Raw genomic sequence first — 15,957 nt, 5'->3', positions numbered from 1 at the left:
TCCGGTATCCAAGCAATAGTACTATATCCCTGACCGATGGTAATCGGTCGATTCCCATCCACAGCAGTTGCTTGGTGTTCAATAGTTCTTTCTTGTAGTGTGTAAGCATCTGGCCTTGGCCAATTGGTGTGGTCGCCTGCGAGGATTGGCCGTACATCGGTTGGCATCTGTTGAATGTACAGCCGCATCAACTTATTGCGTTGCGGTCTACAATCTTGTAAGGCTTCGTAAATACTAGGCCAAGCACGTCGAAATACTGGACATAATGATAGGTCTGCCAAACTGTAGGCATGGCGGGTGAGCAGGATCGCGTCTGTTAACTCAAACGTGGCATCTTTGGCTCTGGTCAGATGTTGATAAGCGGCTTGACGAAAAGCTTTGAGTTTGTCAGCTTGAATCATAGGTAGATGCTGGTTGGTGGTACAACTTTAAGCTTCTACCAAATGGTCGTACCTGTGTCATTAGTACATTTGTACGACCTCTTTTTTTATTGCCAATATAAGAGGTCAGTAAAACTTAACTACCGGAGTTTAGACTAACCGCGCCCTAAAGCGCGGTTAGTCTAAACTCCAGTATGTAAGGCAGACACTCGATAATTATGCTTTTTCCAGTCCCGACTCCCATCAGTAGGTATCCCGCCCCAGCGTTGCTGCTGCGCTGCGATGGGTCTAACTCACCTCGAGCTGCTTTGTCAAACATCGTCAGTAATGCTTGTTGCTGATGCTCAAACAGTTTGGTTTGGCCCAAAACAATCCTACTGATGACGAGCGGGCTGTATTGGGTAAAGTACGAACTTATGTTTGTGCGATCGCTCTTTTCAGACATGGATAACTTGTCTTATTCATCTTTTTTATATTTTTTTAACATATCTGAAGAAATTGAGAGCGGATTCTAAAATCAGCACTTAAAACCCGCATTCTGCACCCTCAACTGTCACAACCGGAAATTACGGAGATAAAAAAGCTATTTTTGCATAAAATAGAGACATCTTCCATCAAAGAAGAGATTCAAGCAGCCATTCCTCATCAAACTTAGTTCATTTGTACTCTTCCAATCCTTTTGTCTTGATGTGTGACAGTTGAGGATGCAGAATGTGGGTTCGATGGTGCTACAGCCCAGCTTTAACAAAAGTTAATACGCTGTCGATTACTTTTGTCAGACGGCTCTCCCGTTTTTGTGCTGATAATACAAACTTATCTAATCGTAGGGCGGGTTAGGCATGGGCGATAATTTCAGTACTTTTGATCGATAATTTAGTTCCTGTGCCGTAACCCATCGCAGTCAACTGTAACACAACAAACATTTTTCCCCATAAATCCACAAGAGCCATCTTTTAAAACTCTTCAGGTTTTTCCGAACTGCGCTTGGGCGGTAAAGGCCGCTCGGCCCAAATAATAAAGCTGTAAAATCTAAAAAAAATCTAATATTTACGTTAGTTTGGTAAACTATACACTCAAAATAATACCAACATAGAGGAAAAACAATGCCACTACAACAAGAATGGCAGGATTTTGGTAACCAAGTGTCCAAACTTATTGCCCGGACGTGGTTAGATTCAGCCTTTCAAGAAAGTTTCATATCAGATCCTAAAGGCATCCTTGAATCAGTAGGACTTTTAATTCCCGAAGGAGTAGAGGTTCAAGTAGAAGAATCTTCGGAACCTGGTTGGCGGATTTCACCATCTCCTGATTTAACGAATGCAGTTTATACAATATGCCTACCTCCTAAACCTACAGAAGTAACAGATGAAGAAATAAGTAGCTGGATTAATCTAGGGTTTCCTCAATCTGTTCGGAATTCTTGCTGTTAGATTTTTCTCTGAGGGAAACTGAATTACAAGTGAATTAGGTAACTATAGGATCTGTATTTCCATTTAGCTACCTAATAAAAATTACCAAATGCTTAATTAAAAGTATTTGGTAATTAACTATAATACTAATCTTTATATTCTGCTGGCTGTTAGTTTATTTGCCAAATTTACAACTCAGTGGTAAAGCAATGAGCAATACTTCAACAATTAACCAAAATCAAGTAGTAGATGTAGCGATTATTGGCGGTGGTGTTTCAGGAGCTTACACGGCTTGGCGGTTAGCCAAGTCTAAAAAAGATTTAAAAGTTTGTTTGTACGAACTAAGCGATCGCATTGGAGGTCGCTTATTATCCGTACCAGTACCTGATATGCCAAATATATACGCTGAATTTGGGGGAATGGCATTTTCTCAGTCGCAAGCAATTGTATATGAACTAGCCAAAAAGCTAGGACTCAAGATAGTTGAATTTTCTAATGGAGAAGAAAACGATCTACTGTATTTACGAAACCAACATCTGCGATTAAAGGATATTAAAGACCCCTCTAAATTACCATATAATTTAAGCATCAACGAACGGGGAATGACTACAAATGAATTATTTAACTATGTTGTAAAAAATGTTATACCTAACTCAGGAGATTTATCAGTCAATTTTTTTACTTCGAGTACATGGAAGCAATTGCGAGAATCATTAAAAGTAGATGGTCAATATCTTTATAATATTAGTATTTGGGAATTAATTTTAAAAATTATTAGTAATGAAGCTTATGAATTTTGCCTTAATGGAGGTTATTACTATTCATCAATTAGTGAATGGAATGCTGCCCAAGCTATTGAAGTTAATATGTCTTTTTCTTATTCTGGGCAACCGTGGTTAACTATTGCAAATGGTTACCAGGAGCTCCCCAAAACTTTAGTAGCTGAATTTGAACAGTATGGTGGTGAAGTTTACTACAAACATCGTTTAACTACATTTAAACGTCACGAATGTAGTGAGCTAATAGAACTGAATTTCATTGATGAAAATAAAAATAGTCATTCACCAGTGTTGGCCAAACATTTAGTACTGGCCATGCCCAAGCGTTCTCTTGAGTTACTTTGCCAACATAACCAAAACAATTTCCTATTTAATAACTCCCAATTTATAAAGAATATACAAACTGTTAGCGCAGATCCGGTATATAAACTTTTCTTGGGTTACGAGTATCCGTGGTGGCGTACTGTAGGTGTAAGAACTGGAGCTTCAAACACAGATCTACCCATGCGTCAGTGCTTTTATTTTGGTACTGAGGGAGAACAACATGGCAGCGACCCGACAAATCTCAATTCATTAATGATGGCAATTTTTTCAGATAGTCGTGCGGTTAGCTTTTGGAAACCGATGGAATACGATCCAAGCGAACCAAAAAAGCGTCCAGCGTTTCAAACCCGATCTATAGCACCGTTAAAAACTTCTTTTTTAAAAGCAGATGGCTCTCTATATATTGAACCTTTAGTAGCGTCAAAGCATATGGTGCAAACTGTACAGGACCAGCTAAAAGCACTGCATGGTATGCAATACATTCCAGAACCGTATGTGGCTCTCTATTTGGACTGGACAAAAGACCCTTATGGTGGTGGTTGGCACGTTTGGAATCCTTATTGTAAGCCGTGGGAAGTTATGAAACAGATGCGTCACCCTGTTCCAGGCACTAACGTCTATATCTGTGGCGATTGCTATTCCAATTTCCAAGGCTGGGTACAAGGAGCCCTCAATAGTGCTGAGTTGATGTTAGAAGAGAACTTTCATTTAGAACGTCCGGACTGGTTACCTGATAATTATGATTTAGGAACATAACATCCTCAAGTAACATGAATATAATCAAACGGCCAAAATTTAAACGTTCTTTCCATGTCCAGATTGTAGAACCAGAAGGTGTGTTTTTACTATCGGAGAATAATAGTTTTTTGCTTAGCGGGCGTCTCTATCAGCTATTAGCTCCTTTAATAGATGGTTATCATAGTGTTGATGACATTCTTAAAATCCTGGATACAAAAATATCTGCTGCTGAAGTTTACTATGGATTGATGTTAATGCAAAAAAAAGGATACATCATTGAAACTGATGATTATATACGACCAGAAGTAGGAGCATTTTGGGATATTTTAAATGTTGAAACAAAGGATGTTTATACTCGATTCCAAGAGACTAAACTGGTAGTAAGAAATTATGGAATTGTTCCTAGAGACCAATTTATTTTGGCGCTCAAATTGCTAAACATCGGAGTCTCGGAGCCAGGAGATATAGAAGTTGTACTAACAGATGATTACCTCCAAGATGACCTTGCTGTTTGCAATCAAAAAGCTTTGCAGTCTAGACGGCCTTGGATGCTTGTTAAACCAGTCGGTACGACGATTTGGATTGGGCCAATTTTTCGACCAGGCGAAACTGGTTGCTGGGAATGCCTAGCTCAACGTTTGCGAGCCAATCGTCCCGTTGCAACGTTTATCCAGCAGCGAAAAAATACTTCAACACCTTTTCCAACATCCCTTTCAATTTTCCCTTCCACATTGCAAACCGGGCTTAGTATAGCAGCTACTGAAATCGCCAAATGGATTGCTCAGGGAAATAATAAACGCCTAGAAGGCATTTTAATTACATTAGATACAATTTCTTTAGAAATAGAAAACCATGTTTTAGTTCGACGCCCCCAATGTCCTTTTTGTGGAAATATCAAACACGACTGTAACCGAAAACCTTTGCCAATAGTTTTGGAAAATCGGCAAAAAACTTTTACAACAGATGGAGGACATCGTTGCTTTACTCCGGAAGAAACTGTCAAAAAATATGAATACCACATAAGCCCTATTACTGGAATTGTCCGAAACTTGAAGCAGATATCTCCACCCTTAAATCCTTTTACGTATACGTATATTGCTGGGCATAATTTTGCTATGATGTTTGATGATTTATACTTTTTGCGGGAAAACATCAGAGGTAGAAGCGCTGGTAAGGGCAAAACAGATATCCAAGCAAAAGCTAGTGGCCTCTGCGAAGCCATTGAGAGATATTCTGGTGTCTTTCAAGGAGATGAAATCAGACAAAAAGGTACTTATCAAAAAATGGGAAATGCTGCAATCCATCCCAATATGTGCATGAATTTCAGTCAATCTCAATACGAAAACCGCCAAATATGGAATGCTAAATCCGATCTCAATCAAAAAGTACCAGAGCCATTTGACGAAACCAGAGAAATTGAGTGGACACCAGTTTGGTCTATCACTCATCAAGTATTTAAGTACCTGCCAACCGCTTACTGTTATTACGGCTATCCAAAACTTACCAACCCGGATTGTTGGGCTGACTCAAATGGAAATGCTGCTGGGAATACGATCGAAGAAGCAATATTACAAGGTTTTATGGAGTTGGTCGAGCGAGATAGTGCATCTTTGTGGTGGTATAACCGCATTAAGAGGCCGCTAGTGAGTTTAGAGAGTTTTGATGACCCCTATTTTCAAGATTTAAATAATTATTACCAAACACTGAACCGACAAATCTGGGTTTTAGATATTACTAGCGATTTAAATATTCCCGTTTTTGTCGCTATTTCGAGGAGAACCGATAAAGAAACCGAAGATATCATATTTGGTTTTGGCGCTCACTTCGATCCTAAGCTAGCTATACTTCGCGCACTAACTGAGACAAATCAATCACTTCCTGCTGTTTCATCAGTTGCCGCTGATGGAAGTACCGAATATCCATCTTACGAACAGGCAGCTGTTAACTGGTGGAAAACCGCAACTTTAGAAAATCAGCCTTACTTAGTTGCTGATACTAACGTCGTTGCAAAGATTTGTTCTGACTATTCTCAGTCACAAAGTACCGATCTCCTAGAAGATGTTATGACCTGTGTAGAAATACTTAACAAAAAAGGTATGGAAATGCTGGTTCTAGATCAGACACGTCCTGATATAGGACTCAATGTTGTCAAAGTTATTGTTCCTGGAATGCGCCACTTTTGGAAAAGATTAGCTCCGGGGCGACTTTATGATGTGCCAGTTCAATTAGGTTGGCTACCAGAACCATTACCAGAAAATCAACTAAATCCCATACCAATTTTTTTCTGAAATAATTTGTGCATTACTCCTAAATATAACCACTAAATAAATCATGCTTAAAGAGTATCAAATTGTGGATGCGGATTGCCATGTAATCGAACCAATCGATATTTGGGAAAACTATATAGAACCTGAATTTAAAAGCGCTACTCCCTATAAAGAGCAGCTATTAGAAAAAGGGCTCCCCCAAGAGCAAGCGATTAAAATTGATTTTTTTTCCAGCCCCTTGAAAGATATAAAAATTGCTGGTGAAAAGATTTATTACAAAATACCCGCTCCCATCTGGAGCCAGGGAATCGAACAAATAATTAAGTTCTATACTCGATACGGAGTCAGTAACTTCAATGCGGAGTCTCAGGTAAAGGCAATGAAGAAGATGGGAACAGATATCTCATTTCTTTACCCGACAGTTGGACTGTGGCTGCTGGCGATCGATAATATGAATCCTCAATTAGCTGGGGCACTCACTCGCGCTTACAATAACTGGCTGCGGGACTTTTGCAGTTATGACACACAGCTTCTTAAAGGAGTAGGGGCAATTAATCTACACGCTCCCCAAGAAATGGTGCCAGAATTGCATCGAATTGCCAAATTTGGGTGGAAAGCGGTTTTTTTACGTCCAAACCCCGTCAAAGGGCGGCTACTCAGCAATCCTGAGTATGAGTCATTCTGGGCTGAGTGCGAACGGCTGGAGATAGCTGTTAGCCTTCATGAGGGAACTCACTGTCGCTTACCCTCTACAGGAGCAGATCGATTTCATACTCGCTTCGCTATGCACGCTTGCTCTCATCCAATGGAACAAATGATGGGAATGCTCGCATTAATTGAGGGGGGAGTTTTAGAGCGTTACCCCAAACTGAAAGTCGGTTTTTTGGAGGCAGGCTGTGGCTGGTTACCTTATTGGTTATGGCGGTTGGATGAGGTAGAGTATAAAAACTTAGCTTGGGAGGTAAAAGATAACGTAAGGATGAAACCTTCTGAATATTTTCGTCGCCAGTGCTTTGTGTCCCTCGACCCTTCTGAACCCTATCTTAATGAGATTATCCAATATATAGGCTCCGATAACTTGATTTTTGGTTCTGATTATCCCCACATAGACCACCAACCAGATGTTGTAAATCAAGCTGTAGAGTTAAGTGAACGGCTGCCGAAGAAAACCGTCCAAAACATTCTTTGGGATAACCCTATGCGTTTTTACGGATTAAACTAAAATGCCTCCGTCCTTTGTCCTTTCTTTCAAGAAAAATATCTCTGTTATTGAGCAATTGAAAAAGTATACAGGCTCTTTTTCTCCCGGCTTGCAAACAGCTATTGGAATCCTTTGCGAGGCAGGCGATACTGAAAAGAAATTAGCTGATTTAGTTTTAGAAAAAGATGGCTTCCCTGGATTAACTAAGTTTCATTACTACCTAAAACAATTTATCACACTTGGCCTAATATGTCATACTATTTATATAGATGAAATCCCGTTAATTCAGGTTATTCCTTATGGCGAAAATTATAAATTTCAATTTAAAAATCCTAATCCAGATAAAAAGTATGTGCTTTCTCGTTTTGCTTATTTGCACGGAGATAAGGAGCAAATAATTATAGAATCTCCTTTATCTCATTCGCAAATAATTTTGAATGATTGGCGAACTGTTGTAATTATTCATGAGCTTGCTAGACCTCAGTATTCTAGCGAAATATCTGGTAATATTCCAGGGCTACCAGAAGAAATAACACAAATCTTTTTGGGTATTTTATTAAGTAATAAGGCTATCTTGGAATTAGAAGCATATTGTCAAAATCAAGAAGAAAACGAGGCTTTAAATCATTGGGAATTTCACGATCTTTTGTTTCATTCTAGAAGTAGAACCGGGCGGCACGACACCCCATCCGGTAAAAACAATCGTTTTTTGGGTAAAATTAAGCCAACAAATGCAATAAAAAAAAGCCTATATGATGAGCAAATTAATCTTTATCAACCGGAGCTAGAAAATCTAAAACAAATAGATTCTCCTTTTACGTTTATTCTTGAAGAGAGAAAATCTCTTAGGAGTTATGCAAATAAACCTATTAGCGCTAGGCAACTAGGCGAGTTTCTTTACCGTTCGGTTCGAGTGAAAGAAGTATTTATTAAAGAAAATATGGAATATAGCAATCGACCTTATCCTAGTGGAGGAGCTAGTTACGAGTTAGAATTTTATACACTCATCAATAATTGTGAAGATGTACCACCAGGGTTATATCATTACTGTCCGATTAACCATCAACTAGGGAAGATTTGCGAATTAAATATTCCAGTTATAAGGCTTTTAAAAGAAGCAGAAATGGCAACTGGCGAGGAATGTAATCCTCAAGTTTTGATAGTTATTACTGCACGCTTTGCTAGAGTAATGTGGAGCTATCAATCCATCGCTTATGCTCTGATATTAAAGCACGTAGGTATTGTGATGCAAACTATGTATCTAGTTGCTACCGGAATGAATTTAGCTCCTTGTGCCCTTGGAGGCGGTAACTCAGATTTATTTGCCTTAGCAACTGGAATAGATTATTACGCCGAATCCTCAGTAGGAGAATTCATATTGGGCAGTAAAAAAATAGATGAGCAGGATTATCAACACTAAATTTTTGGCAGTTAATCAACTTTCAGTGAGCTAGAAAAATTTGTATTATAAGCTACATTTTATTAACTTTTAGGGCGTGAGCGCAAATACCCGACTCACCTAAAAAAAATTAAGTATTTCTACTTATACTTTATTACGCCTAGCTGCTTAGCCCGATCGCCTTTGAGTCACTCCCGCAATAGATATTCTTCTGGCGGAAAAGGAATAATTTATTGACACTTAGTAAATTTTATGTCAATATCCCTTTAGAGATATTCTTTATATAGGAAACCAACTAAAATGCTAAGATTACCAGGGTATAAAATCACAGAAGAAATCCAAGCTACCGCTAGAACGATAGTTTATCGAGGAACTAAAGAACGAGATGAAACACCCGTTATAATTAAAATACCTAGAGCGGAATATCCCACTCTTGAAGACCTTACACGTTTGAGGCAAGAATATACAATTACTCATAATCTTCAGTACGAAGGTATTATCAAATCTTACAGCCTGGAAAAATATCACAACGGGCTTGCTTTAATTTTAGAGGATATTGGCGGTCATTCTCTCAAAGATATACTTACTTTTCAAAAACTTTCCATAAGAGAATTTCTAAAAACAGCTATTTTTTTAGTAGATACCTTAAACTATTTACATAAAATTCCCATAATTCATAAAGATATTAAACCCTCTAATATTATTGTTAATCTTGAAACAGGTATTGTAAAAATTTCTGATTTTAGTATTGCATCTCGCCTTTCTTTAGAAAATCCTAGTTTTAGTAACCCTCAGTTATTAGAGGGTACGCTTGCCTATATGTCACCCGAACAAACAGGGAGAATGAACCGTTCTATTGATTACCGTTCTGACTTTTATTGCTTAGGAGCTACCTTCTATGAAATGTTAACTCTCCAATTACCATTTACTACCACCGATCTGATGGAATTAGTTCACTGCCATATTGCTAAACTACCCACTCCACCTCATTACATAAACACTGAAATCCCCGAACCTATCTCATTAATAATAATGAAACTCTTAGCGAAGACTGCTGAATCTAGATATCAAAGTGCAGCTGGACTAAAATCAGACTTAGAAACTTGTCTATTGCAACTACAAACTACTGGGAAAATTGAAAATTTTGTTCTTGGTACGCACGATAAAGGAAACCAACTTTTAATTCCTCAAAAATTGTATGGCCGAGAATCAGAACTTGCTCACCTAATGGATGCTTTTAACCGAGTTAAAGTTGGTGCAACTGAGATGATGCTAGTCTCCGGTTATTCCGGAATTGGAAAAACTTCAGTAGTTAATGAAGTTCATAAGCCAATTGTGGCATCGCGAGGATATTTTATTGCAGGTAAATTCGATCAATTTAAGCGCAATACCCCTTATACAGCCTTAATTCAAGCTTTTTCAGACTTAATTCGTCAACTGTTAACGGAAAATCCTCAAAATATAGCGGTTTGGAAAAATAAATTATTAAATGCACTTGGGCCAAACGGTCAAGTAATTGCTAACGTTATACCCGAAATCGAACTAATTATTGGCAAACAACCAGAAATTCCTCAACTAGGGCCAACAGAATCCCAAAATAGATTTAATCGAGTGTTTCAGCAATTTATTCATGTCTTTTGCCAGCCAGAACACCCTTTGGTTGTTTTTCTAGATGATTTACAGTGGGCAGATTCAGCATCTTTGAAACTAATCCAACTATTGATGACAGATCCCGATAGTCAATATTTTTTAATAATTGGCGCTTATCGAGATAACGAAGTCAACCCAACTCATATATTAATTCAAACGATAGATAAACTTTCTGATTTGGGAAGAGTAATATATAATATTACTCTTCGGCCTTTGTCAATAAACCACGTAAACTTGCTGGTTGCAGACACTCTTAACGAAACAGCAGAGACGCTACGGATTCAGCCATTAGTAGAATTAGCTTTTAGTAAAACCCAAGGTAATCCTTTCTTCTTGACCCAACTGCTTAAAACTTTATATGCCGAAAACTTGTTAATTTATGATATAAGTAGTGGTAGCTGGCAGTGGAATATTCAAGAAATTCAGGCTATTGGGATTACTGATTATAATGTTGTTGAATTGATAGCTAGAAATATCTCCAAACTCCCTTTAGTAACTCAAAATCTTTTAAAACAGGCCGCTTGTATTGGCAACCAATTTACTTTAGATATTCTAGCTATTGTTAATGAAAAATCACCAACCGATACGGCAGTTATTCTCTGGGATGCACTTCAATCTGGTTTAGTTCTTCCCTTGAGTAGTACTTATAAAATTCCTATGTTACTAGGCAGTCAGTCGTCTGGATTTAGTAGTTTTGAAGAATTGGCTTCTCCTGGAACACCATTTGCTACCAACCCACAAGTAAAAATTTCTTATAAATTTTTGCACGACCGGGTGCAGCAAGCTGCCTATTCTTTGATTCCCGAATCTGAACAAAAAGCAACCCATTTAAAAATTGGGCAATTATTGTTAAATAATACCACGTTTGAAGAAAAGAAAGAAAATATTTTTGCCTTGGTCAACCAACTAAATTTTGGTACTGACTTACTTACCATTCAGTTAGAAAAAGATGAACTTGCTTCCCTAAATTTAATAGCCGGACAAAAAGCTAAAGCAGCAACAGCTTATGAAGCGGCTGCCAATTATTTAAATGTAAGTTTAGGGCTGTTAACAACTAATAGTTGGCAAGATAATTACAACTTAACACTAGCTATTTATATAGAGGCAGTGGAAGCAGAATACCTCGTCACTAATTTTGACAAATCAAAAACTTTGGCTGAAGTAGCTTTGGGACAAGCCAAAACTCTTTTGGAAAAAATTAAAGTCTATGAAATACAAATTCAGTCTTATTTTGCTCAAAATCATATGCAAATGGCAGTCGATACTGCTCTCTCTGTCCTAACAATGCTGAATGTTTCCTTAGAAGAGAAGCCACCCGAAAGCTTGATTATTGACGATTTGAGCGAATTACCAGAAATAAGCGATCCTTATAAACTTGCAGCTCTGCGAATATTAGATCCTGTCAGTATAGCTGCTTTCGTAGCGAATCCGAGTTTATTTCCATCTCTTGTTTTTACAAGAGTTAATTTATGTAAAACCTATGGTAATTCTGCTTGGGCTCCAATGGCTTATACCAATTATGCTTTTCTTTTGTGTGGAGTTTTAGGAGATATAGATTCTGGTTATAGATACGGTGAGCTAGCATTAAAGCTGTTAGATAAATTTAATGCAAAACAAGCAAAATGTAAAGTTTTAAATAACTTTAATGCTAATATTCGTCACTGGAAAGAACCGGTCATAAACACTATAGAGCCTTTGAGCGAAGCAATTTATATAGGCATTGAAACGGGAGATCTAATGTTTGCTGGTATTGCTACAATTAATTATTGTACTCACATACTTTTTATGGGAGATTTCTTGGAAGAAGTTAATCATAAATATGAACAGTATATTGGCTTAATGTCTAAATTAAAACAAGATTATTTTACGTCTGGATTGAAAATAACTCAACAATTAGTCCAAAATTTTCTGGGAAAATCTAATTTTGTAGAGCGCTTGGAAGGTGAGGCATTCAAAGAATCAGAAATGTTGCCCATCTTTATTCAATACAATAGTTTTACTTCCTTGTTTGTTGTCTATTTATCTAAAACTATTACCTGTTATTTGTTTAATAATTATTCCCAGGCTGTGGAAAACTCTAATTTAGCTGAACCTTATGCAAGTGCTGTGCTGGGGTTACTTTATTTTGCCGAACACAACTTCTACTTTTCTTTGGCTCTCTTAGCTCATTATCCTAATGCTAGCGAAACAGAAAAAAAACAATTTCTTAGAAAAATAACCTCAAATCAGAAAAAAATGAAAGAGTGGGCTACTCATGCTCCCTTAAACTTCCAGCATAAATACGATTTAGTGGAAGCTGAGAGAGCCCGGATTTCTGGAGAAGTTTTAGAAGCTATGGAGCTTTACGATAAAGCAATCATTGGTGCTAGAGAACAGGGATACGCGCAAGAAGAGGCAATTGGCAATGAACGAGCAGCAGAGTTCTATTTAGCTATTGGTCGCCAGAAAATTGCTCAAACGTATATAACCGAAGCTTATTATAGCTATATTCGCTGGGGAGCAACGGCTAAAGTAAAAGATTTAGAGTCCAAATATTCAGATTTACTTTCCCGAATTACCGCTCAAAAATCTGCCGCCATTGATAGCAGTATAGTCACAGCTAGTACAGTTAAAGAAAATGATGGTGTATTGGATTTAGCCGCTGTAATGAAAGCTTCGCTTAGCATCTCTAATGAAATAGTTTTAAGTCAGCTACTAAATAAATTAATGAATATTGTCATCACGAATGCTGGCGCTCAAAAAGGATTTCTCGTCCTTAATCAAAAAGATAGCTTAGTCATTGCAGCTTCTGCTGAACTTGATGAAGAGGATATACTTGTGTCGGTCTTTCCTGCGCTAGAGATCGATCGGGTTATGCCAAAAGGTATACTTAATTATGTCCAATTAACTCAGTCAAGTATAGTTTTAAATGATGCTAGAAATGAGGAACTATTTATAAGCGAACCTTATATTATCCAAAATCAGCCCTTGTCAGTTTTGTGTTTGCCCATTATTAATCAAGGGAAATTTATAGGTTTACTTTATTTAGAAAATAACTTAACTACCGCTGCTTTTACTCCTAATAGGTTAGAAGTTTTAAAACTTCTTGCTTCTCAAGCCGCTATTTCTTTGGAAAATTCGGTTCTTTATACCAATTTAGAAATAGCCAATCATAAATTAGAAGATTACAACCGCAATTTGGAGTTTAAAGTTGAAGAAAGAACCCAAGAATTACAATTAAAAAATGAGGAATTGCACCAAACTTTAAAACAATTACAACAAACCCAAACCCAACTAATTCAAGCTGAAAGAATGTCTAGTTTAGGTCAATTGGTTGCTGGAATTGCCCATGAAATTAACAATCCTGTCAACTTTATCTATGGCAATATTACTCATACTAAAGAGTATATGGAAGATCTGTTAAGATTAGTCGATCTCTACCAGCAAGCTTACCCCCATCCTAATCAAGAAATTATTGAGGAAATAGATGCTATTGATCTGACTTTTCTGTGTGAAGATCTTCCCCAAATTTTATCTTCAATGAATGTGGGAGCTGAGCGTATCCGAATTATAGTTGCCAGCTTGCAAAACTTTGCCCGCCACGAGCAAGATGGAATTAAGCGAATTGATATTCATTCTGGCATAGATAGTACTCTGTTAATTTTAGAACATCGCCTTAAAGAAACAGGTGAGCGTCCTAGAATTCAAGTAGTTAAAGAATACGGTAAGTTACCTTTGGTAGAGTGCTATCCTGGAGAATTAAATCAAGTTTTTATGAATATTATATCTAACGCTATTGATGCTTTAGATGGTTCGATGACTTTAGAAAAAAAGGTAACTAATGAGCGGCCATCGATTCCAGAGGAAAAAGGAAAATCTAAAGTTTTAAATATCATGGAGCAAGCTTCTCCTCATATTTGTATTCGCACAAAAGTAATAGATGATAACAAAGTAGCTATCCGAATTATTGATAATGGACCTGGTATGAATGCCGAAGTTGTCAGACAAGTTTTCGATCCCTTTTTTACCACTAAACCAGTAGGCTCTGGAACTGGTTTAGGTTTGTCTATCTCTCACTCAATAGTTGTACAAAAACATGGGGGTAACTTAAGGTGTATTTCAGAACTGGGTCAGGGGGCTGAATTCGTGATTGAAATTCCCATCGGACAATTCTAATTGAAATAAAACTTGAGTAGTGCAGGTGAGCGACCACTCTGGAACCAAGCGAACCTGTCTCTCCTATTACTTATTAGTGACTCTCAAATCTTGACGATCTCTACTCACTAATAGACATCTCCAACATATTAACTCAAACGCGATCGCATAGGGTAAAATGGAGTTTTACTTGCCAAAAATGAGCCAATTGAGAGATTACATAGAAAAGCACCCATCCGAAGCCCAAAGATTAGTGGGTTTAGATTACGAACGGTTAATAGAGTTAATCAGTCAAGCTGAGAGTTTACATAATCAAAAACAAAAAGCAATCGAACAAAGGAAAACAAGAATAATTAAAGCTGTTGGTGGAAGACAAGCCAAATTAAACGTAACAGACCAGATTCTCCTCACATTAGTATACCTACATCACTTGCCGACATTCCAGATGTTAGGAGTTCAGTTTGGCATCAGCGAATCAGCCGCCAACTATATATTTCATTACTGGCTCGGAATATTAAGAGAACTGTTGCCAGCGTCCTTAGTAGAACAAGTAAAAAAAAACGACTCAGAGTGGGCATGGATTGAAGAAATATTAAGTCAATTTGAATTAATAGTGGATAGCTATGAGCAGCCGAGAGAAAGGCCAACAGAGTATCAAGAACAAAAAAAGTATTATTCAGGAAAGAAGAAAAAGCATACATTTAAAAACCAATTCATCGTGATGCCTACAGGCAAAGAAATAGTGGATGTAGTAGTAATAAAACCTGGGGCAATCAGCGATATAAAACTCTGGCGAGAACGCCGGACAGAGTTAAATGATAATCAGAAATTTCAAGGGGATAAAGCTTATGTAGGAGAACCAGCGATTGACACCCCTCATAAGAAAACTAGAAGTAAAAGTGTGACGGTTGAACAAAAACAAGATAATCAAAAAAAAGCCTGAAAAAGAATAGTGGTAGAACACTTAATTAGACTGGTGAAAACTTTTCGGGTAGCTGCCGAAAGATTCCGGTTAAAATCCACAAGTTATGAGCCAGTAATTCTGGCTGTATGCGGATTAATCAGATGGCGAATAGGTGCGATAGTTCTCAATAGCTAAAAACCCTAATATTTGGATTTTAATATGAAATAAGACTAGCTAAAGAATGTGCCATATTTTGACTGCAACCCGGTCAAAGCCCTATGTAACCGTTGGTTTTTGACTACCTGCCCCCTAAAGGGCAGGTAGTCAAAAACCAATATTAGAGAGGCTTTGGTAGTTTTTGGAGATGTCTAATGGTTATGTCAGCAATAATCATTATGAAAGAAAAACTCTCCCAACGCCTCCGCTCGCTCAAAACAGAATTTGAAATGGGACAAAAACTCCTCGCAGAATATGAAGAAAAACAATGCAACTTGCGAGAAACTCTGCCGCGGATTAGCGGGGCGATTCAGGTATTAGAAGAACTCCTCGCCTAAGCTGACAGCGAGGCGAATAGCGAAGTGTCACAGTCCGATGATCGCCCTGCCGAACTGCAACCGTTAGCCGAACTAGCTGTAGCGACCCGCAAACATAAACAGTGAGACCTGCAATCAAGAGAGATTGAGACCCAGATTATGGTGCAACTGAAAAGGGGAAGGAACCAGAATAAATGCAACTGACCCAGAATAGATGCAACTGAGACCAGAATAAATGC

The 15,957-nt window shown here is 37.8% G+C and carries 10 protein-coding genes; 8 read left to right on the top strand and 2 right to left on the bottom strand.

Features of this window, described 5'->3' with window-relative positions:
- Both ACE1CD_RS23150 and ACE1CD_RS23145 read right to left on the bottom strand, forming a co-directional pair.
- The coding region (locus ACE1CD_RS23150) for a hypothetical protein (protein WP_374826371.1) at window positions 1–401 on the bottom strand (401 nt) is incomplete at its 3' end.
- A 145-nt stretch (window positions 402–546) separates the two neighbouring features.
- Window positions 547–825, bottom strand: coding sequence for a hypothetical protein (locus ACE1CD_RS23145; RefSeq protein WP_374794109.1), 279 nt, complete (start codon window positions 823–825; stop codon window positions 547–549).
- 658 nt (window positions 826–1,483) lie between these two features.
- On the opposite strand from ACE1CD_RS23145, the gene ACE1CD_RS23140 reads away from it, so the two are divergent.
- The 8 genes from ACE1CD_RS23140 (at window position 1,484) to ACE1CD_RS23105 (ending at window position 15,739) form a co-directional block, all read left to right on the top strand.
- Window positions 1,484–1,810, top strand: coding sequence for a hypothetical protein (locus ACE1CD_RS23140; protein WP_374794108.1), 327 nt, complete (start codon window positions 1,484–1,486; stop codon window positions 1,808–1,810).
- Between the two features lie 188 nt (window positions 1,811–1,998).
- Window positions 1,999–3,648, top strand: coding sequence for a flavin monoamine oxidase family protein (locus ACE1CD_RS23135; protein WP_374794106.1), 1,650 nt, complete (start codon window positions 1,999–2,001; stop codon window positions 3,646–3,648).
- Window positions 3,649–3,662: 14 nt separating this feature from the next.
- Complete coding sequence (locus ACE1CD_RS23130; RefSeq protein ID WP_374794105.1) at window positions 3,663–5,918, top strand: TOMM precursor leader peptide-binding protein; 2,256 nt, start codon at window positions 3,663–3,665, stop codon at window positions 5,916–5,918.
- A 43-nt stretch (window positions 5,919–5,961) separates the two neighbouring features.
- Complete coding sequence (locus ACE1CD_RS23125) at window positions 5,962–7,119, top strand: amidohydrolase family protein (protein ID WP_374794104.1); 1,158 nt, start codon at window positions 5,962–5,964, stop codon at window positions 7,117–7,119.
- 1 nt (window position 7,120) lies between these two features.
- On the top strand, window positions 7,121–8,518 hold the full coding sequence (locus ACE1CD_RS23120) for a SagB family peptide dehydrogenase (RefSeq protein ID WP_374794103.1): 1,398 nt from the start codon (window positions 7,121–7,123) through the stop codon (window positions 8,516–8,518).
- Window positions 8,519–8,797: 279 nt separating this feature from the next.
- Entirely contained in the window at window positions 8,798–14,302 is a 5,505-nt protein-coding gene (locus tag ACE1CD_RS23115; RefSeq protein ID WP_374794102.1) for an AAA family ATPase, read from the top strand.
- 157 nt (window positions 14,303–14,459) lie between these two features.
- Window positions 14,460–15,224: a transposase family protein gene (locus ACE1CD_RS23110; protein WP_374794101.1), complete on the top strand. Its 765-nt coding sequence runs from the start codon at window positions 14,460–14,462 to the stop codon at window positions 15,222–15,224.
- A 338-nt stretch (window positions 15,225–15,562) separates the two neighbouring features.
- Window positions 15,563–15,739, top strand: coding sequence for a hypothetical protein (locus ACE1CD_RS23105; protein WP_374826370.1), 177 nt, complete (start codon window positions 15,563–15,565; stop codon window positions 15,737–15,739).
- Window positions 15,740–15,957: the final 218 nt, after the last annotated feature.

The organism is Aerosakkonema sp. BLCC-F183 (assembly GCF_041929145.1).
GTDB lineage: Bacteria > Cyanobacteriota > Cyanobacteriia > Cyanobacteriales > Aerosakkonemataceae > Aerosakkonema.
Note: the sequence above shows the minus strand (reverse complement) of the source record. Positions and strands in the feature narration are given on the sequence as shown.

What these genes read in the sequence shown, in the direction of transcription:
- ACE1CD_RS23115 (WP_374794102.1), top strand. Translation starts at nt 8,798, where the DNA reads ATGCTAAGATTACCAGGGTATAAAATCACAGAAGAAATCCAAGCTACC.
- ACE1CD_RS23120 (WP_374794103.1), top strand. Translation starts at nt 7,121, where the DNA reads ATGCCTCCGTCCTTTGTCCTTTCTTTCAAGAAAAATATCTCTGTTATT.
- ACE1CD_RS23125 (WP_374794104.1), top strand. Translation starts at nt 5,962, where the DNA reads ATGCTTAAAGAGTATCAAATTGTGGATGCGGATTGCCATGTAATCGAA.
- ACE1CD_RS23105 (WP_374826370.1), top strand. Translation starts at nt 15,563, where the DNA reads ATGTCAGCAATAATCATTATGAAAGAAAAACTCTCCCAACGCCTCCGC.
- ACE1CD_RS23130 (WP_374794105.1), top strand. Translation starts at nt 3,663, where the DNA reads ATGAATATAATCAAACGGCCAAAATTTAAACGTTCTTTCCATGTCCAG.
- ACE1CD_RS23140 (WP_374794108.1), top strand. Translation starts at nt 1,484, where the DNA reads ATGCCACTACAACAAGAATGGCAGGATTTTGGTAACCAAGTGTCCAAA.
- ACE1CD_RS23135 (WP_374794106.1), top strand. Translation starts at nt 1,999, where the DNA reads ATGAGCAATACTTCAACAATTAACCAAAATCAAGTAGTAGATGTAGCG.
- ACE1CD_RS23110 (WP_374794101.1), top strand. Translation starts at nt 14,460, where the DNA reads ATGGAGTTTTACTTGCCAAAAATGAGCCAATTGAGAGATTACATAGAA.
- ACE1CD_RS23145 (WP_374794109.1), bottom strand. Translation starts at nt 825, where the DNA reads ATGTCTGAAAAGAGCGATCGCACAAACATAAGTTCGTACTTTACCCAA.